19 protein-coding genes are annotated in these 17,886 nt (G+C 53.3%); 11 read left to right on the top strand and 8 right to left on the bottom strand.

Features of this window, described 5'->3' with window-relative positions:
* The first annotated feature begins 85 nt into the window (after nucleotides 1-85).
* Nucleotides 86-859 carry an IclR family transcriptional regulator gene (locus MW898_RS19655; RefSeq protein ID WP_248910010.1) on the top strand — a complete coding sequence of 258 codons (774 nt, stop codon included), beginning with the start codon at nucleotides 86-88 and terminating at the stop codon, nucleotides 857-859.
* Between the two features lie 35 nt (nucleotides 860-894).
* Here MW898_RS19655 and MW898_RS19650 read toward each other — a convergent pair whose 3' ends face one another.
* A complete protein-coding gene (locus MW898_RS19650) occupies nucleotides 895-2,346 on the bottom strand; it encodes a sulfatase-like hydrolase/transferase (protein ID WP_248910009.1) in 1,452 nt (483 codons plus the stop codon).
* A gap of 359 nt (nucleotides 2,347-2,705) precedes the next feature.
* Here MW898_RS19650 and MW898_RS19645 point away from each other — a divergent pair, with 359 nt between their 5' ends.
* Both MW898_RS19645 and MW898_RS19640 read left to right on the top strand, forming a co-directional pair.
* Nucleotides 2,706-4,388: a LamG domain-containing protein gene (locus tag MW898_RS19645; RefSeq protein ID WP_248910008.1), complete on the top strand. Its 1,683-nt coding sequence runs from the start codon at nucleotides 2,706-2,708 to the stop codon at nucleotides 4,386-4,388.
* Between the two features lie 136 nt (nucleotides 4,389-4,524).
* Nucleotides 4,525-5,796: an AGE family epimerase/isomerase gene (locus tag MW898_RS19640; protein ID WP_248910007.1), complete on the top strand. Its 1,272-nt coding sequence runs from the start codon at nucleotides 4,525-4,527 to the stop codon at nucleotides 5,794-5,796.
* 67 nt (nucleotides 5,797-5,863) lie between these two features.
* On the opposite strand, the gene MW898_RS19635 is transcribed toward MW898_RS19640, so the two are convergent.
* Complete coding sequence (locus MW898_RS19635) at nucleotides 5,864-6,526, bottom strand: HNH endonuclease (RefSeq protein ID WP_248910006.1); 663 nt, start codon at nucleotides 6,524-6,526, stop codon at nucleotides 5,864-5,866.
* Nucleotides 6,527-7,453: 927 nt separating this feature from the next.
* Here MW898_RS19635 and MW898_RS19630 point away from each other — a divergent pair.
* Nucleotides 7,454-7,618, top strand: coding sequence for a DUF1931 domain-containing protein (locus MW898_RS19630; protein WP_248910005.1), 165 nt, complete (start codon nucleotides 7,454-7,456; stop codon nucleotides 7,616-7,618).
* Nucleotides 7,619-7,852: 234 nt separating this feature from the next.
* On the top strand, nucleotides 7,853-8,257 hold the full coding sequence (locus tag MW898_RS19625; RefSeq protein WP_248910004.1) for a CBS domain-containing protein: 405 nt from the start codon (nucleotides 7,853-7,855) through the stop codon (nucleotides 8,255-8,257).
* Between the two features lie 42 nt (nucleotides 8,258-8,299).
* On the opposite strand, the gene MW898_RS19620 is transcribed toward MW898_RS19625, so the two are convergent.
* From MW898_RS19620 to MW898_RS19610, 3 genes are all read right to left on the bottom strand, one after another.
* Nucleotides 8,300-8,743: a GNAT family N-acetyltransferase gene (locus MW898_RS19620; protein WP_248910003.1), complete on the bottom strand. Its 444-nt coding sequence runs from the start codon at nucleotides 8,741-8,743 to the stop codon at nucleotides 8,300-8,302.
* A gap of 149 nt (nucleotides 8,744-8,892) precedes the next feature.
* Nucleotides 8,893-9,126 (bottom strand): hypothetical protein, encoded by a 234-nt coding sequence (locus MW898_RS19615; protein ID WP_248910002.1) that lies wholly within the window; start codon nucleotides 9,124-9,126, stop codon nucleotides 8,893-8,895.
* 153 nt (nucleotides 9,127-9,279) lie between these two features.
* Entirely contained in the window at nucleotides 9,280-9,714 is a 435-nt protein-coding gene (locus MW898_RS19610; RefSeq protein ID WP_248910001.1) for a cytidine/deoxycytidylate deaminase family protein, read from the bottom strand.
* A gap of 142 nt (nucleotides 9,715-9,856) precedes the next feature.
* Here MW898_RS19610 and MW898_RS19605 point away from each other — a divergent pair, with 142 nt between their 5' ends.
* Both MW898_RS19605 and MW898_RS19600 read left to right on the top strand, forming a co-directional pair.
* Nucleotides 9,857-11,029, top strand: a complete 1,173-nt coding sequence (locus tag MW898_RS19605; protein WP_248910000.1) for a cellulase-like family protein — start codon at nucleotides 9,857-9,859, stop codon at nucleotides 11,027-11,029.
* Entirely contained in the window at nucleotides 11,026-11,400 is a 375-nt protein-coding gene (locus MW898_RS19600; RefSeq protein ID WP_248909999.1) for a DUF1152 domain-containing protein, read from the top strand. Before MW898_RS19605 ends, MW898_RS19600 begins: the two co-directional genes overlap by 4 nt.
* A 49-nt stretch (nucleotides 11,401-11,449) precedes the next feature.
* Here MW898_RS19600 and MW898_RS19595 read toward each other — a convergent pair whose 3' ends face one another.
* Nucleotides 11,450-13,255: a M3 family oligoendopeptidase gene (locus tag MW898_RS19595; RefSeq protein WP_248909998.1), complete on the bottom strand. Its 1,806-nt coding sequence runs from the start codon at nucleotides 13,253-13,255 to the stop codon at nucleotides 11,450-11,452.
* Nucleotides 13,256-13,557: 302 nt separating this feature from the next.
* The gene (locus MW898_RS19590) at nucleotides 13,558-14,349 is read right to left on the bottom strand and encodes an alpha/beta fold hydrolase (protein WP_248909997.1); all 792 of its coding nucleotides are present in this window, start codon (nucleotides 14,347-14,349) and stop codon (nucleotides 13,558-13,560) included.
* 222 nt (nucleotides 14,350-14,571) lie between these two features.
* Between MW898_RS19590 and MW898_RS19585 the strand changes: the two genes are divergently transcribed.
* Nucleotides 14,572-15,258 (top strand): helix-turn-helix domain-containing protein, encoded by a 687-nt coding sequence (locus MW898_RS19585; RefSeq protein WP_248909996.1) that lies wholly within the window; start codon nucleotides 14,572-14,574, stop codon nucleotides 15,256-15,258.
* Nucleotides 15,259-15,448: 190 nt separating this feature from the next.
* Here the strand turns inward: MW898_RS19585 and MW898_RS19580 are convergent, their stop codons facing one another.
* The gene (locus MW898_RS19580) at nucleotides 15,449-15,814 is read right to left on the bottom strand and encodes a phosphotransferase (protein ID WP_248909995.1); all 366 of its coding nucleotides are present in this window, start codon (nucleotides 15,812-15,814) and stop codon (nucleotides 15,449-15,451) included.
* A gap of 29 nt (nucleotides 15,815-15,843) precedes the next feature.
* On the opposite strand from MW898_RS19580, the gene MW898_RS19575 reads away from it, so the two are divergent.
* The 3 genes from MW898_RS19575 to MW898_RS19565 all read left to right on the top strand — a co-directional run bounded on the left by MW898_RS19575 (nucleotide 15,844) and on the right by MW898_RS19565 (nucleotide 17,709).
* The gene (locus tag MW898_RS19575) at nucleotides 15,844-16,137 is read left to right on the top strand and encodes a hypothetical protein (protein WP_248909994.1); all 294 of its coding nucleotides are present in this window, start codon (nucleotides 15,844-15,846) and stop codon (nucleotides 16,135-16,137) included.
* 649 nt (nucleotides 16,138-16,786) lie between these two features.
* The gene (locus tag MW898_RS19570) at nucleotides 16,787-17,095 is read left to right on the top strand and encodes a DUF8065 family protein (RefSeq protein WP_248909993.1); all 309 of its coding nucleotides are present in this window, start codon (nucleotides 16,787-16,789) and stop codon (nucleotides 17,093-17,095) included.
* Between the two features lie 2 nt (nucleotides 17,096-17,097).
* The gene (locus MW898_RS19565) at nucleotides 17,098-17,709 is read left to right on the top strand and encodes a hypothetical protein (RefSeq protein WP_248909992.1); all 612 of its coding nucleotides are present in this window, start codon (nucleotides 17,098-17,100) and stop codon (nucleotides 17,707-17,709) included.
* The last annotated feature ends 177 nt before the right edge of the window (nucleotides 17,710-17,886 follow it).

Raw genomic sequence — 17,886 nt, 5'->3', positions numbered from 1 at the left:
ACCCCCTTCTCGTCGTAGGACGAGATGTCTCGTTGGCGTTCGAAATGGCGGAATGATTATTACGGATGGGATTTATATAGGGTGTATGACAAGCCATATCGCAGCAAATCCCGTGTCGGCTCTTGAGACGGGTGTGACGATTCTCGAGGCGATACGGGAGTGTGAAGGTGCAACGCTCGTCGAACTCGACGAGAAACTTGACTTTGCGAAGTCGACGATCCACCGCCATCTCTCGACGTTTCGTCAGGAGGGATACGTCATACAGGAAAACGGCGAATTCCACATCAGTCTCCACCTGTTCGACCTTGCGTCGTACAACCGTGGGCGCAACCCACTGTTTCACATCGGTCGTTCGACTGTCGATGAGGTCGCTAGGCAGATCGAAGAACGTGTCTCACTCGTCGTCGCCGAGCAAGGTCGTGCGGTAAAATGTTACATCGCCGAGAGTGATCGGTCGGTAACGACCGACGCTCACCTCGGTCTTTCGATGCATCTCTACTGCACGTCCGGAGGCAAGGCTTTGCTTGCCCATATGAGCGAGGAAGAAATCGAAGCCGTCCTCAACGAAGGAATCAGACCGCTGACGAACAACACAATCACGGATCGCGAGACACTGCTGACAGAGCTTCAAAACATTCGTACAGAGGGAATCGCATTCGACGATCAGGAACGATTAGCTGGTGTTCGCGGCGTCGCTGCGCCAGTCATCGATAAGCATTCTGATGAGGTCATCGGTGCTATCGACATCGCAGGCCCAGCGACGAGACTCGAAGGGGACAGATTCACAAAAGAAATACCTGACCTCGCTCGTCGAGCATCGGATGAGATTGCACTCAATATACAGTACTGGCGGCGATAGTAGTATTTGGTTGAACGACCCGCTTAGGCGTTCAACTACGGTGTTTCCATACCCTCCCATGCATCGAGTCCCACTTGGTGAAGTGACTCTCCGTCACTGAACCCCTCTGGACGATGCGCAAGATGACGTGCCATCTTCGACCGATACGTGCTCACTATCTCGGTATGGTCTGAGGATTCAGCGAGGTTACATCTCTCTTGTCGGTCAGATCCGATATCAAAGAGGAACTCGTCACCGTTGTAGGGGTTCCACGCATATTTGTACTGTTCATCGATGAGATACTGTGTCGCGTCCTTCGGCGTCCAAGAAGGCCCGAGTTCCCCGTGGTAGTAGGGGCGCCAATCAGCGGTTGGATCTTCGATGAGCGACAGCACACTTCGGCCTTCGACCGTCTCGGGAATGTCGATACCGGCAGCCGCTAAGATGGTCGGCATTACATCTTCGAGACCAACCGGTCTGTCGATAATCTGTTCTGTCGGGTAGTCCATGCTGGTTGGGAACTGCAGCAACAGCGGGACTCGGGTCGATCCCTCGAATGGGAATCCTTTCCGCCAAAGGTGGTGGTCACCGAGCATCTCTCCGTGATCCGACGTGTATAGTATGAGGGTGTCGTCGAGGACACCGTGTTCGCGCCACATCGATTCGAACAAGCGTGTGAGTTGAAAGTCGATCTGTGTGATGAGACCGTAGTATGCGGCGCGTGCACGATCGATTTCGTGCGGGGACAGATCGGCTATCCACGCATCCGTTGGCGGATATGTGGGTATCTCATCACCAAACATTTCCTCTACCCACTCTCCAACCACTGGTTCGGGGAGGTCTCGGTCAATGTACATCTCCCAAAATGCTGACGGAGGGTCGAACGGTGGGTGCGGGCGCTGATACGAGACAGTCAGAAAGAACGGACGGTCTTCGTCGCGATTCTCAAGAAAGTTCAGTGCCTGAGACGTCGTCCACGTTGTCGGGTGCTCGTGCTCTGGAACGTGTGACGGTCTTGCGGTCCATGTATTAGATTCAAGCCCACCAGTGTGTTTGTCGTACTGTCCACCGCTCTTGTTGTGGAGCCATTCGGCATAGTCGTCGTCACGGAGTGAGGCACCGACGTGCGTCGGGCCCATCCGTTCGAACCCGACGTGGTTTCCCCGCGGTTGAGAGTGCGTCTTGCCGACCAGATGTGTCTGGTACCCCGCGTCAGTCAACTCTCCTGCGAGCGTGTGTTCGAACTCCCACGGATGACCGTACCAATTCGTCGATCCAATCGTTGCGGGCGTCTGTCCAGACCAAAGCGATTGACGGGCGGGGACGCAGATCGGTGCTGGAACGTACGCACGTGAGAAGAGCGCACCACGTTCAACTAGGTTGTTCAGTTGCGGTGTGTGAACGAAGGGGTATCCATGCGTGTCTGTTGGGCAGTGAGGATCAGCACCCACAGCGTCGCCTCGATGCTGGTCAGCCATCACAAGGAGGATGTTCGGTCCTGTGTCCATCAATAGCACACTTTATCGGATGGAATAAATAGATAATGGTTCGTGTGACACCCACCTATGATACGTTATCGATAGCTCTTCCGCGTATTAGAACGCTTACGCCATTCGTTACACGCTTATTACTGTAATTGTAGGAATATGATTGGTTTCATTCGACATGATGGAATTCGAACGATGAGCTGTCGTCTGTTGGAAATCCACGTTAATAGGCGCTCACAGCTACTGTGTTCTCTACGGCGATCCCGATATGGACAACTCTCGACGTTCGAATGTGCGGAATAGACGTTTTAAACGATAATTATATATGTTAATCTCAAATACCCTAAATACGACTACCGGCAGTAGTCAAGAGATTGTACATGGACGAACATTGGAAGCTCGATAGAAGAACAGCAATGAAAGCGATCGGTTCGGTTGGCGTCGCGAGTTTTGGACTAGATGCTTTGTTCACTGGTACGGTGGCAGGGTACAGTACGTCGCTTGAATCGTTCTACGAATTCGACGATGCATCGCCGGTCGACTCGTCCGGGAACGGAAACGACGGAACCGTGAATGGGGCATCGGCGGGTGCCACTGGTGTCTCGAACAGTTGTTTTCTATTCGACGGAATTGATGACAGCATCGACGTGCCACACGTCCTCTCAAGACTCTCGGCAGGGTCGTATTCCGTGTGGGTGAACGCCGATAGTCTGACTGAAGATCGTGCTATCTTAGGAGACTGGGACGGAGGAAGTATCGTGCTTTACTACGACGTTGGCGACGACGTCTGGGCCTTTGCCGCACGAACCGGTGGAACGATAGAAAAAGTCACTGGCGGCTCACCGACGACGGGGAGCTGGATTCATCTGGCGGTGACATACGATGGAAGCTTCCTCAAACTATACGTCGACGGTACTGAGGTTGACAGTGTCGCTACGAGCGGAAGCTTTGACTCGGAGAACGTAATTCAGGTCGGAACGGACGAGGCGAATGCGAACGACAACCATGGATACTGGAAGGGGAGAATCGACGAACTCAGAATTTACTCTAGAGGGTTGAGTTCCTCGGAGGTTAGTGAGCTATACGCCACCCCGGGGTCTGCCGACCTCGGTGTCGATACAGGCTCCGTAACAGATATACAGTACGACTACCTGGGACTCGCGTTCGACCCCGCATCCCCTAGCTACTCCCCTGGTGATGAGTGGATTTTCCCATCAATCATCGAAACGTCGAACATCGACAATCCGCTAGGAAAATACCATCTGTACACCGCTCCGCACGGGAATAGCCAAACCAAGGACGGTGACACGGTTGGTGTTGCACTCTTCTATTCGGACACGCTCGATACCAACTCGTGGACGGAGTATGCAGACAATCCGATTATCGACGTTTCTGAATACAACGCCTCGCACATCTCCTCACCATACGCACTCTACGCCGAAGAGTACGGTAAGGTGCTACTGTATGCACACGGTGACAACGACAAGACGCGTTGGTGGCACTGTAGCGGTGGTGATGGTGTTACGTTCGACTACGGTGGTGTCGCCATCGACACCTCCATGATGTCGAATTCTTCCGAGGCGTCGTACGCACGCGTGTATGACTATTCGATTCCTGACCGGAACAATAGCTATACAATGTTCTTCATGGATAATCAGGGAGGCACACGCCACATCCGCCTCGCAACATCGGACGATGCGAAGAATTGGACCGTCGATCAGAACGAAGTCGTGACGCCACAACCTCAGCACGACGGGAACGTTTCGAATCCCTTTTTCTTCAAGTACAATGGGGATTACCTCGTCGCATTTCACGCAACCTCCGACAACATTTACGCGATGGAGTGCGGTCAGAACATCGACAAAGAGAACTACGTAGGAGAAATCATGTCTCCCGTCTCGCAAGACGACGGAGGGGTTGCTGGTCCGTTCTTTATCAAAGATGACGCTGGAAGCTGCTACATCTACTACGTCGCAGGCCCTCGGCTAGAGACGGAGATCGCCTACCGAAAGTTAACCGACCAGGACGATGCAAACAGCATTGCGCTGTTCGACAACTCCTGACGGGAGTTACGAGCTATACCACGACCCGGCCACTCTGGAGAAATCTCTCGTTCTCGACAGAACTTCTCCGATATCTCTCATCGACGTCCTCTCGGAAGCAGTCTTATTACTACCGACGTTGAAACCGTCACTGCACATGCAAACAGAGCCACGTGCCAAGAGCCAGCAACATCTCGAACAGTTAAAAGACGACCTAACCGAAAATGTTCTCGATTTCTGGTTTCCCCGGTCGGTCGACACCGAGTATGGTGGGTTCATCACCAGTTACGATAAGACGGGCGAATTTGCAGGCAACGGGAACAAACAGATAGTCACGCAAGCCCGGATGGTCTGGCTGAATGCCCGGCTCGCTGGTGAAGGGTTCGGTCAAGAGTACGCTGACCTCGCCGAACATGGCCTTGAGTTCTTGCTCGAAGACATGTGGGACAAGGCACACGGTGGATTTTACTGGGAGGTTGAACGCAACGGTACGGTTTCAAAGCCCAACAAACACCTCTACGGACAATCGTTCGGACTGTACGCACTCTCGGAGTACGCTCGGTCGCTCGACGACGACAGAGCCGCAAAGTACGCTCACGAACTCGTTGATCTGATGGACGAGCACGCGAAAGATGAGGCGTTCGGTGGCTATGTGGAGTACTTCACGCCGGATTGGACACCGATCACAGAGGGACGAACCTACCTCCAGAACATCGAACCAGACTGGTCGCCAAAAGAATCCGGTGACGCCGTGCTCGATCCGACCCTCAAACTGACGAACACACATCTCCATCTCATGGAGGCATTCACGACCTACTACGAAGCATTCAAGACCGAAAGGGGACGACAGCGTCTCCACGAACTGCTGACCATTGTCACTAATACTGTTTACAGAACGGGGAGACGTTTCTGCACAGACAAACATGCTCCCGATTGGACACCATTACAGGACGACGAAGAGTTCCGTATCGTCTCTTATGGACATGATCTGGAGGGGGTGTGGCTGGTGATGGAAGCAGCAGCTGCACTCAACATCTCAACTTCGATTTTCTCCGAACTGTTCGAGACGCTGTGGGAGTACTCGTTGGAGTACGGTTACGACGAGGACTACGGTGGGTTCTACTTTTACGGTGGGTTCGACGAACCGGCCAGTTTCCGCATCAAGGCGTGGTGGGTGCAAGCAGAGTGTATGACCAGTGCGCTACGAATGTACGAGCATACAGGCGACACTCAGTATTTCGACGTCTTTGAGCAGACATGGGAGTTCATTCGACAGTACCACATCGACGACGATCACGGCGAGTGGCACTCCGGAATTACTGACGACCTCGAACCAGTTGGACGAAAAGGGGCGGTCTACAAAGGGGCCTATCATAACGGAAGAGCCCTGCTCGAGTGTATCGATACGCTCAAACGGCTGAGGAAATGATCTAACAACTAATATATCGGGTAATCGTTCGAGAACCTCCACCCTCAAGGATGGGGAGGATATCAATTCACTTGCGCTGATGCCACCACCAGATGCCAGTAAGCAACGCTGGAATCCATGTAGAGCAGACGAGTATGACCCGAGACACAGGGATGATCGCAACCACAAACGGCACCTGCATGAGTGCCATTCCGATACACCCCGCGAGCGCATACAGTATGGCTGTCTGCTTGGTTCGAAGCACCCCAGCGACAGTAAGGAGCACGATATATCCACCACCAGCGAAATACAGCGGCTCTCCTGTCGGCTGCGTCACCAGAAGAGAGAGAGCAATCGTGTGGAGAAGGAGAACGCCCACACTGCCGAGAGAATACCGCACCAACTGCCGGAACCACACCAGCGGGCCGCTGGGGGTCTGTGTGGTAACATCTCTTCCCTCTGTGATATCGTGCTCGTGGCGATCATTGTGACAATCAACACACAGAGTGGTGAGGTTGTCAAACCGATTTGACCCCCCATCACTGAGGAACGTGATGTGATGGACATCGAGCGTAACGCCTTCTCCATACGGCGTGTGATATCCGCTTTTCACACCACAATCCTGGCAGATGTAGTCATCGCGTTTTCGCACGGCCTTGCTGCGAGCATTCCAATCGGGTGGATACTTATCGTTCGTGGTATCGTATCCGTCTTGTTTATGGTATGCTGGATTGATTCTCTCAGTTTCCACCGAACTCATTCCTGTTGATCACTACGCTGTGCGTTTATTATCGATTATTATAAATCTTAATGTAGAGAACTATTATTCGTAAATGACAGTAGAGGAATGACGTCACTGGCACGCGCTCAATCAATGAGACAGGGAGGCGGTTCTTAGAATGGTGGAGACTGGGAGGGGATTCGGATACCGTGGCCGCTGTTCTGGCTGCTCGTCCTCACGTCTATCGGAGTCATCGCGTACCTTCTCTCTCGACACAACGACGACAGCACGAACGGTGATCAGACCTTGATGTACAGCGTCGATGCTACGCACATGGTAACATCGAAGAGGATGGGTTTACAGACCGCAGTGGCTCCGCAAACGTCCGAATCAGCTAACGCGTGGAACTGGGAGACCATTCTCAGTTCTAACAGATTTTCTGAATATCTCTATATCAATAAATTAGGATAGTTAAAGATAAACCCAAAATTTCTATTAACAGATATATATGGGTGTAGTGGCAAAGCAGTGACATACACGCAATAAATCTGTGAGAGAATACTGAGCGAAGCGTTCGAAGCCGAACTGGATGACACTACACAACCAAAACAGAATCACGTGACTCAACAACAATGTATGATACAATCAAAAGTAATCACACGATTGTAGAAGGTCAGTGGTATAACTGCGGGAAGTGGTTCAAAAATTCGCTCCCGCTCGACGGGCACGAACAAACGATCGAGTGTGACTGTGGCTTTGGGAACACAACTCATGAACTGACTAAAACCGCCGACAATCGTCATCTCCTATTCCCGTAGTAGCAGGTAACGCCGTGCCAGCCCTGACGGTGAGTGAGATGGAGGACACGGTCGCCGAGGCCATCGTGGAGCAGACGTGATCCATTGTTGGACGACGAAACCACCAGTTTTAACGCCCAGTGCCTGGAGGCATACAGATATGGCAGATCTCATTGTCAAAGCAGCGGTCAAAGACGCGATCGACGGCAACGTCTCGGGCGACTTCTACGACGCCCTCGATGAGGAGGTCCACGAGATTCTTGCGGATGCAGCACGGCGTGCGGACGAGAACAACCGGAAAACCGTCCAAGCACGCGATCTCTGAAGAGGTAGTCACGTACGGTTACCGGAATTTTTCTGAAAACGTATCCTCGTGACAGTCAGGAGACTCACGACGGAGAATGGCTCGCCAGAAGTCTAACAAGGGCGAGACTACTATCGTGTTGAGTGGGAATGTAGCGCAGTAATATACACTGATTTTCACGTGACGTTGTTCGGTGTGAGCAGAGAAAGATCAGATAGCAGGTATACTTATATGTGATGCGTGATATCATCAATCATGGACGATATTTTCGTTGGGCGACTCATGTCCACTACTCTATACACAGTCCCACCGGACACGCTCGTCGAAGAGGCAGCACAAAAAATGCTCTCCAGTGATGTTGGCTCAGTTCTCGTCGTTGATGGCGATAATCAACTCGAGGGGATACTAACGACAACTGATTTCGTCAAAGTCGTCGCCGAACGGCGACCGAAAGACGAGACGCCTGTCGACACCTACATGTCTACAGACGTGATTACGGCGACAGTGCAGGATTCTATCCGTGACGCTGCAGATGTCATGCTCGAACACGGATTTCACCACCTGCCAGTCGTTGACGACACCGAAGGTGTAATTGGGATGCTCTCGTCGACTGATCTCGCATCCTACCTCTCTCACGTCCAAACCCCGAGTCCGTCATAAGGAGACTCCACGATACACCGATCCACAGCTTTGTTTTGCGCATCAGTCGAGTGTTTGTCGAAAGACGTAGCTTGATTGTTCCATATTGCCATCCATGTAGAATTCGTGTGCATCCTCTCTTCCGAGTGCAGATGCAAGAGCAATTGTTTCACAGCTCTGGTCTTTCGCCCACTGCTTCAGAAACGATACTAGCTCGTTTCCGTATCCGTTCGAACGATGAGCTCTCTCGGTCACGAGGTCGTATACCCACAGATACCGTCCGTACCATGCACTCATTCGGATGGAAACACCAGCGACAGCAACAAGGGACTCATCTACGAACAGACCAAATAATCGATATCCCTCCGTCTCCTGCAATTCGTGAAGGAGCGCAAGAAACGAACTCTGTGTGAATTCACGGGGGGTATCTTTCCAGAGCTGCATCAGTACTGGAAACGCAGCTATCCATTCGTCTTCTGTCTCTAACTCATCAATTCGTGTCTCCACAACAGTGCTAATTATCTTCTATCGATGTATGATATTAACGCTCCTCAGCAAGATCATCGCCAAAGGCGATACGGGATTGGATGACAGTTCCTTTCTCAAAGTTGTACGGATCACGCTGTGGATTCAGCATGAACTGGCGCTCCATAATCTCATAAGCACCAGCGGACTTCCTCCGTGACCCTTCGACCGATCTGTGCGTAGGTCGTGGTGCGATTGTGACGGAAGCCAGAACGTTGACTGTTCTGGGATCGCCTCACGCCGAGCGCCTCGAGATCGGTGGCTGTACACTCGGTGTTCGGAATGCGGTAGTATGGCCAGTGATAGTTCGGGTGCTCAGCGATTATCCGGTAGACAGCCCGTTTCGAGGGTGTCGTCGTAGCCATCGATATATCGATGTACCTGTTAAAATCGTAGTGGAACTCTCACTTACAGCGATGGATACAGAGACGTAGTAGAGACGAGTAGTAAACTATCGCTTTTCAGCAGTAGCGGTGATCTGACTCATACTGTTTCAGAGACTGCTCCGTCTGCCGCGGTTACCACGTTCGCGTCGGAAGGAGGTCAATGGCACGAGCACCCCGGTTTTCCCCATCAACAGGGACAATAATCCGGATATCCTCCCCATAGTCAGCGAGTAATTCCCGGCAGGTGCCACACGGAGGAATAACGCTCGGTTCATCGATCTCTTTGTACGGCATCGGATGCTCGACAGCCACGCATGTTTCAATTTGGTCGTACCGATTCCCAGCAGCGATCGCCGACCCGATGGCGACTGGTTCTCCACAGGTAGAGGCTCGACCGGTATTGGCGGGGAGACTCACTCCGCTGAACATATCTCCATTAGTGGTTCTGATAGCCGCAGCAACGATATGGGCACCATCGAAAAAGTCCGGGTCGAACGCCCGTTCGTTGATCTCGCTTGCGTGTTCGATAAGTGTCGTATCAGTGGCGGTGAGCGGAGATGAGTCCATGCTATTGCGAGTTTCTCGACTGACATATATCTGTCTCATAGAGACAACAACACTGCGAGCGAGGAACCCGTAAAAAGTCCCATAACAGCAATAAAGGAAGATTCGTGCAAAACAGGTCTCCATCAGAATCGGAGATCACCGTATGCTACCGATCGGCTCGCTTGTTATACTATCACACAGCAGGGAAATCAATACGGTCCAACTGGCCGACGACTCCGGTATGAACGTCACCGACCGGGACACACCGTACGCGATTGCCATGTGGGATTTTTCGTGGCTTGAGCGTCGCTACGAGGGGGGCGGGTACAGTGATTGGGACACCGCTCTTGACGAACTGATCACACGAGGCTACGACGCCGTTCGCATCGATGCCTACCCACATCTAGTGTCAGCCGACCCAACCCACGAGTGGACACTCCCGCCAGCGTTCGAAGCCAGCGAGTGGGGCGCGCCTACAACCTGTCACGTCGAGGTGTTTCCGGCACTCACTGAATTCATCACAGCATGCGCAGATCGAGATGTCGCGGTCGCACTGTCGTCGTGGTTTCGGGAAGATACGACGAACGTACGGCGAGGAATCCACCAGCCAGCGGATCTCGCCTCGGTATGGATCGAGACACTGGATAGCATCGCAGACACAGGATTGCTCGACACCGTCGCTTGGGTCGATCTCTGTAACGAATTTCCACTTTCCATGTGGGCGCCCTACTTCAACAATCCCGACGACGACCACCACACACGCCGTCGCGCTCCTGCGGCTCGTCGCTGGATCACCGAGTCGATCGCGTCCGTCCGGAGTGCCTATCCCGAGCAAGCGTACTGTTTCTCCGAAACCGCCGGCCCAGGCAAGTCGTGGGGACGCGAGCCAGAGCCGGAGATGGACCTCATAGATACGCACCTCTGGCTGATGAACACCAGCGACTTCTTCGATTGGTCACACGATATCGATTCCGCCGAGCACTACGTGTGGATCGAAAAGCAGGGGCAACGTCGTTACAAAGCGAATCCAAGTCGCTGGCACTCAACGCTCGAAGCTGAAATCGACGCAGTTGCCGAGTGGTCTCGAACGATCGGGCTTCCACTTACGACCACTGAGTCGTGGGCGCTCATCCACTACAAGGATTGGCCTGGATTGAACTGGGACTGGATCAAGGAACTCTGTGCAGTCGGCACGCAGAAGGCAGCCGAAACGGGACGATGGGCGGCCATCTCAACGAGCAACTTCTGTGGCCCGCAGTTTCGCGGGATGTGGAACGACGTCGAGTGGCATCAAACACAAACAGCCGCTATCAAGAATGCTACCATCGAGGTGTGAACGACGCATCCAAACGTAGATCGGTTTCAAAGACGGTACGCCGATATTCGGTTTATGGCTACGGAAGCGACGGTGAACCCACACTGAGTGTGGTCATTGACGGTATCATGCGTACTGTCGCTCATGATGGCCTGCTCGGTGCGTGGGGACTGACATCACAGATTGTCGACGAGCGTAGTAATCTCTTAGACGTGGTGACGACCAAAGCGAGTCGGCTCCCGATCGAAGTGGCTCGTGGCAACCGTGGCGAGGCCGCCAGCTGCGAGGCGATATTCAAGATCGAGCCTCGCTATTTCTGGTACAGTCTACTAACGAAACAAGCCAAGCGGCGTTATGTTTGCATGCATCGATCTCGGTGGCCCATGAAGTGATAGTCCACCAAATGTCTACATTCTAAATCTTTCCAATGGATGCAGCTATCTATGGCTGGTCCAGTACTGTGTACTCCGCAAGCGCGTCGTGATACGCATTAACAGCCTGTTCGAATGGCTTCTTTGAACGAAGATCGACACCTATCTCCGAAAGCAACGCCAGCGGATACTCGCTCGAACCGCTGCGCAGAAAGTGAAGATATCGGCTGGCCATCTCACCGGATGATCCACCGTCCCATTCCTCGCGGATCGCAGTTACCAGTGAGAGGGCGGCACTGAATCCCGTCGCATACTGATAGACATAGAACGGCATCCACATGTTGAGATACTTCGCTTGCATCCACTCTCCAGCGATACGCTCATCTACACTCACGGGTGCGTTGATTCTCGCCCAACCGTCGGTGATAAACTGATCAAGTCGGTCGGGAGTGAGTTGTCCACCGTCGCCGACATGGCTGTGCATCTGTTGCTCACAGATGGCGTATCGCGTTCGCCGGTAGAGCAGATCACGGAAGCGTTCGAGCCACATATCGAGCACCGTTCGGTGGAGTGCGGTGTCCTCGACGGTTTCCAAGATGTGGTGTACGAGTAACGCCTCCATCACCGTGCTCGGCACCTCCGAGATAAACCAGTCGAACTCCCCGTACACGATCGGCTGTGTCTCACTCGTGAGGGCGGCGTGCATTGCGTGGCCCGCTTCGTGTGCGAGTCCAAACAACCAGTTCACGTCGTTCTGATAGTTCAGGAAAATATACGGTTCCGTGCTGTATGCAGGAATGGTTCCAGCACCGGCGATTTTGCTGGATGTCTCATAGACATCGACCCACCCAGATTCAAATCCTCGAGCGAGTCGCGATTGATACGCCTCACCAAGCGGCGCAACAGCTTCAACAACGAGTTCCTTTGCCCGCTCATACGGAACGGTCGCGTCTTCAGCAACTAATCGAACGTTGAGGTCCCAGGGTCGAAGCACGTCAACCCCCAGTCGTTTGCGTTTGTACTGCAGGTGTTCGTGCAGTGGATCGAGATTGGTCGAAATAACCTCGATAAGCGTCTTGTACACCTCGGCAGGGACGTTTTCGGCGGCAAGCGCGGCCGCAAGTGAAGAGTCGTAGCCCCGAATATCCGCCGTTCGGACTGCAGTTTCGACGTGTTTGTCGAAGGTTGCGGCGATCGTGTGGCGGTACTCATTCAATGTGTCGTAGAACTGTTCGTGAACGGTCTGGCGAAACGGTCTATCATGGGAACGGAGCAGTGTCTCGCGATTATTCAGTGTTATATCGACCTGTTCACCGTTCGGTTTCTCCAGCGATGGAAACGAGAGATCTGCGTTCAGCAGCGTCTCATACGTCTGATTTCCACCAAGTACGGGCGTGAGCGTCGAAATCACCGCTTCAGCAGCAGCGTCGGCAGTATGCTCTGCTTGGCAAGTGAGATTGCAGAGGTACTGGCCGTACTGTGAGAGAGCTTCCGACTCTGCAAGCATCGTTTCAATGCGTTCCGCGTTAGTCCGCTGGATCGCCGTCTCGATGCTCGAACGATTGGTTTCAAGCGTCGACCGGAGATCGTCAACGCGCCCAGAGCGTTCTTGGGCTCGCTCGTCTGTTGTGTCTATCAACGAATGTAAGGTGGCATAGACATCGACACGCTCGAATTCAGCTTTGATATCGAAGAACGTGTCAAGCGTCTCTGCAAGAGTCGCAGGATTTCGCGTTATATCGTCGGTGCACAGGTCGGTAAGCCGCGACTGGACGCGGTCAGCAGCTCTCTCCCATGTCTTCTCGTCGTGAAAGATCGCTTCGGGGTTCCACTTGTGCTGATCGGCGATATGTTCTCGTGTCTGAAAGTGACTCATTGTTTATTGATGGATTGATAATCGGAACAAGCGGTACATACACCGCTCTGAGGACTACACTGCGATATTCGCGGTCCCTGAACGGGATCGCTCTCACTTAGAAGAGAGTGGAAACGGTCATCCTGAGGCCTCGTATTGTGTTATTGTTCAGTGAACAGTTATATAATTGTACCGCCAGCAACCGAACAAGTCGAAATGTGGAATGACAGCTCCGCCACTGGGAATGTCGGGGATGGGAGATTATATCCCAGACACAACGATACTCGTCCGCGCAAGTCGTAAACGCTCCTGACCGCTACCGACTATTCAGAGAGGAACGATTTGACTTCCGACGAAATCAGTGCTGGTGCTTCGCTGGGCCCACTGTGGCTGAGACCATCGAACTCAACGAAGCGACTGTGTGGAAGTGCCTCGTGGACAGCGTGGGCGCTTTCGCGGAGGAAGTCAGGACCGCTGGTGCCGGTCAGTACGAGCACAGGAGCAGCAACGCTGAGATGATCAGGAAGTCGGTACCGCTCGACCGCACGATTCATCCGGACAACCTCGTCGGCGAGATCCACACACTCCGGCCAGAGTGGCCACTCTGCCAACCATGCGTCGAGGTTGTCAATTCCCTCCGGGTGGAGAACCTGCTCGATGTAGCGCTTGACCGCTTCATGGCGTTCGCCTGCCTCGATGAGGGCTGCCATATGATCAGCAAGATCAGCCTCCTCACGAAATTCGTCAGGGAGGATCGCCGGTTCGTAGGCGACAACTGCTCCGATCTCTGCATCCGTTGCAGCCTCAATTCCGGTGAGTGCGCCGTAGGAATGGCCAAACAGGACAGGAACGCCATCTACATCATCAACCAGTGCTCGTACATATTCCGTCTCACGTTCCAGTACCTCAGCAGCGCTTGTCTCCATTGGACTGTCGAGGCAGGTGCCGAACCCCGGCCGCTGGGGGACAATAGTGGTGTACTCTTCAAAGTGAGGCATAATCGGATTCCAGTACTCCCGAGGAGCCATCCCTCCGTGGAGGAGAATCAGAGGCCGGCCATCGCCGTGTCGTTCGTAGCCTACTTCCATGCCATCTGCTGACTGTGTCGTCTGCATGTCTTTCCGTGTTTGCGGACGACTGGGCTAAGCCATTCTCTCAGTGATGGGGTGATTTAAATGGGACAGTGTCTGGAGACTGGACGCCACTCGCCGGGATAGGGTGAGATGACGCTGATACCGACAGATAGCTCGAAGTCGAACGGAGAGATTTCACACAGACTGTATCAGTGTAAACGATTCGTTCGATGTTCACATTACCATCGATAAAGATGCTAACGTATGGGTCTTGTCGCTGAATTTGGGATTCATTGCGATGGTCTCCCGCTGGTTACGGTTGCTGGTGCAGTGCCTGCGGTGACACTTGTGCTTGATCTACAGTTTAATCACGGCAATCGGCCTTTGTTTCTCGCCACCGTGACCGGAGAATCCCAGACTGCAATTGAGAACGCCCTTGCTGATGCCGTCGATGTTGGGGAATGGACTCTCATCGGACAAGCCGGAGATACTCGTCGGTATCAGGTGTTCCCCGCACTCAGCTTCGAAGAACAACTCGGTGATCACATCGATGATCTCGCAGGGCTTGAGGCGCTTGCTACGGCTGAGGCCACTATCGAACGGATTGAGGTGGAACCAGACGGGTGGCGACAGACTGGATGGTTCGCCACCCGAGAAGCGTTCAATACGTTCGCATCGTTCTGGCAGCGTAATGCCACCTTTCGATTGCACCGTCTCACCCGTGATGGTGAGCCTGAACCACCGGGCAATGGGCTAACTGATCGACAACACGAAGCGCTCCGAACGGCCTATGAACTGGGCTATTTTGAGATTCCACGTCAAGCTTCCCTGAATGATATCGCCGCAGAGTTAGATATCTCTGCATCCTCGGTCTCTGAGCGACTACGTCGCGCTCAGACCCACCTCATTCAGGAAACGGTGGCAACAACCTGGCCGCCGCTTCCGAACTAACGGTGCAGATATCTCTGCTGAAATTCGTGGTGGATTGCAGTACGTAGAACTATTGTACTGGTGATTTAGAGATCATCTTACGTACGTTATCTGTAAGAATCGTTCTATGTCACCTTCTGATTGTGGTAGTACAAGACACGATGAGACGACATTTCGGAGGGTTCTGCTACAATCATCAGCTGCTGATAATTTAGCGAGTGTGTGCTGAACAGGGGATGCGTGTCTGGTAGATTCTACATTTGAATGACCGATCCGGGATATTGTCTTGCAACCACTCAGCAACTTGCCACAGCGTTCCGAAATCGTGCCCGGTCGCGCTCGTTGCTCCCTCCAACTGGGCAACAGTCTGATCGATCTGCGCCCGCAGTCGTACTCGCTCACAGACGCCCGTGAACCGCTCAGTATCCACGGAGTGTAAGTCCGAAAGCGTGTCTATCAGTTGATTTCCTACTTGAGTTCGGGATCGAGTGTCGCGATATCCGTCCGGTAGCGGGTCGTCCCAGTGGATGCTCTCACCCGTGAGATACTCGATTACTGAGAAGGGTCCTCCGAGCACCGATTCGTCCTCGCAGAGATACACTGCCCGTGGCGCCGCACATCGGTGAGTTCGAGCCGTTCCAGTACTGCATGTTCGGTCGTGATATCGGTGAATCCGTGGTCGTCTCGGTCCTTAATGGGCTGGCGCACCACGTACGCCTGCGGGTCGTCGACAGTCACAACCCGAATCACGCGATTCAACCCTTCCTCTCAGACTGCTGTATCGACAACGCGTTCATCGAGCTGCTCTGTGAGGAACGATCTGAGGCGGTCAGTATCCACGTCCGACCCGTCGTCGCTCATGCCGCGAGGTTGCGCACCGGCGAGTATAAGATTGTGTGAGGCATGCTATACCAGAGAAGGGTCCTCACCGACTCCACAACATGTCAGTTCCGTCCTCCGGACGAACTCTTCAAGCTCACAAGAGCATCCAGGAATACACCATGAGTCTTCTCCGTCGTCTGCGAACTTCTCTCAAATCACGTATATAGGGTTGGTTACGTAAATAGCCTGTTCACGGTATGGGAGATCTTTGAGACGACGATCGAGCGGACATTATCTCTGGGGAATGATCGGACAGGGGCTTCTGTCCCAGAGCGGTGCGTCACTGCTGCGCTCTGAACACCAGATTTCATCTGTTCTCACGTGTTAGAGATTGCGAGAGGCCCCAACACTGACCTGTGCTCGGCTGGCGGAAACCCACAGATCGCTACGGTCTCGTACAACATTTCGGTATTACGACGTGGATAAGAGTTGTACAAGGGAACACTGTGGGCATAGTGGAGAGGTATGAGAGTGGATAGATGATACGTGATCGACTCCCGTCTGGAACGCAAATCGTTGAAAACCACGATTGGCTTGAGCAAACATTCGATCTAGACCACACAGGCGCAGCCGTGACGCATCCAGATATTCACTGCAGAAAGGTTGTGATGACACGGATGGCACGTCACAACAACTATATCCGTAGAGAGCGAACGAGGAGCTAAGAATGGCGGTCGACAACGACAAAATACAGTTCCGAGGGAAAGCCGAGAAGGAGGCGTCACAGGTCGTCGATCAGATGCGTCTCGGGGGAATCAATATCAGTGAGCTTGCTCGCCGGGGTCTTCAGGAGAAGCTTCGAGAAACGCTTTCGGATGAGGAGAAAATCGCTCTCCACCAGCGATACAAGCAAAGAGAACTTTCCGAAGACGTAGCAGAGATCCTCCTTGGTGATGCCGTGGAAGAAATTGAGCGCGAGCGGAAATCCTTTGAGGAGGCTGCGGAGCTTGATACGACCGGAGTGTTTCAGGAGTGAGGATGGTGGACGATGATGTTCGCCATCCGGTTGTTGTTGATACAGATGCCTTGATCGCTGTAGCGAACACGAGTCTTTGGCCTCAGGTCACAGAGAATCTACAACTGACGACGACGAACGTCTGTCACCATGAACTCAATCGCCATAGCCGGGAAAGGTCTGAGTATGCACCTCAGGGGACGAGAGAACGCTGGCTTCATGAAGGGAGTAAGAGTGCGCTCGAACCATTCGACGATGATGAAAACGGATCGTTTACGACGGTTCCGTGTGTTCCGCGACCTCACGGGAAGGACGCCGGGGAAACATCGGTATTGACCGAGGTCGAACAGAATATCGAGCTGTACAGGTTTGCGATCTTGATGGACAAGCACGGGCGTCGGTCTATCAACAAGGTGTTCGACGACGCAGGCGAGACGAGCGGTAAGGCCGTTGCTCCCACGTTTTTGCTCTATCTATTGCTCGATGCAGGAGCGTGTACTGTAGAGGAGTTTTGTCAGGCCAGTGCTGAGATGCTCCGAGGAGAAGGATGGACGGGATATCAAGCTATTCAGGCCGCATGGGATGCGATTCCGGTTGACTGCTCGCAATACCTTCCGGATGATCTCCTGCCGTGATTCCTCCGACCAAAGAAACCACACGGGCTCTGTGCTTCGGCGCAAAACAATCTGTCCACATTCTCCGGTGGGATGGACTACATCCCGGACCACGTTGACGCCCCACCGGTGCGTGAAGAGATGGTTCTGGATCCCCTCGGATTTGACATCACTCGTGTTGAACCACTGTCGCTCTCC

It is taken from the genome of Halocatena marina (assembly GCF_023276375.1).
In the GTDB taxonomy this organism is placed as follows: Archaea; Halobacteriota; Halobacteria; order Halobacteriales; family Haloarculaceae; genus Halocatena; species Halocatena marina.
Note: the sequence above shows the minus strand (reverse complement) of the source record. Positions and strands in the feature narration are given on the sequence as shown.

Excerpts from the sequence above, each read along its gene's own strand:
- MW898_RS19655 (WP_248910010.1), top strand. The coding sequence starts at position 86 with ATGACAAGCCATATCGCAGCAAATCCCGTGTCGGCTCTTGAGACGGGT.
- MW898_RS19650 (WP_248910009.1), bottom strand. The coding sequence starts at position 2,346 with ATGGACACAGGACCGAACATCCTCCTTGTGATGGCTGACCAGCATCGA.
- MW898_RS19645 (WP_248910008.1), top strand. The coding sequence starts at position 2,706 with ATGGACGAACATTGGAAGCTCGATAGAAGAACAGCAATGAAAGCGATC.
- MW898_RS19640 (WP_248910007.1), top strand. The coding sequence starts at position 4,525 with ATGCAAACAGAGCCACGTGCCAAGAGCCAGCAACATCTCGAACAGTTA.
- MW898_RS19630 (WP_248910005.1), top strand. The coding sequence starts at position 7,454 with ATGGCAGATCTCATTGTCAAAGCAGCGGTCAAAGACGCGATCGACGGC.
- MW898_RS19625 (WP_248910004.1), top strand. The coding sequence starts at position 7,853 with ATGGACGATATTTTCGTTGGGCGACTCATGTCCACTACTCTATACACA.
- MW898_RS19615 (WP_248910002.1), bottom strand. The coding sequence starts at position 9,126 with ATGGCTACGACGACACCCTCGAAACGGGCTGTCTACCGGATAATCGCT.
- MW898_RS19610 (WP_248910001.1), bottom strand. The coding sequence starts at position 9,714 with ATGGACTCATCTCCGCTCACCGCCACTGATACGACACTTATCGAACAC.
- MW898_RS19605 (WP_248910000.1), top strand. The coding sequence starts at position 9,857 with ATGCTACCGATCGGCTCGCTTGTTATACTATCACACAGCAGGGAAATC.
- MW898_RS19595 (WP_248909998.1), bottom strand. The coding sequence starts at position 13,255 with ATGAGTCACTTTCAGACACGAGAACATATCGCCGATCAGCACAAGTGG.
- MW898_RS19590 (WP_248909997.1), bottom strand. The coding sequence starts at position 14,349 with ATGCAGACGACACAGTCAGCAGATGGCATGGAAGTAGGCTACGAACGA.
- MW898_RS19585 (WP_248909996.1), top strand. The coding sequence starts at position 14,572 with ATGGGTCTTGTCGCTGAATTTGGGATTCATTGCGATGGTCTCCCGCTG.
- MW898_RS19570 (WP_248909993.1), top strand. The coding sequence starts at position 16,787 with ATGGCGGTCGACAACGACAAAATACAGTTCCGAGGGAAAGCCGAGAAG.
- MW898_RS19565 (WP_248909992.1), top strand. The coding sequence starts at position 17,098 with ATGGTGGACGATGATGTTCGCCATCCGGTTGTTGTTGATACAGATGCC.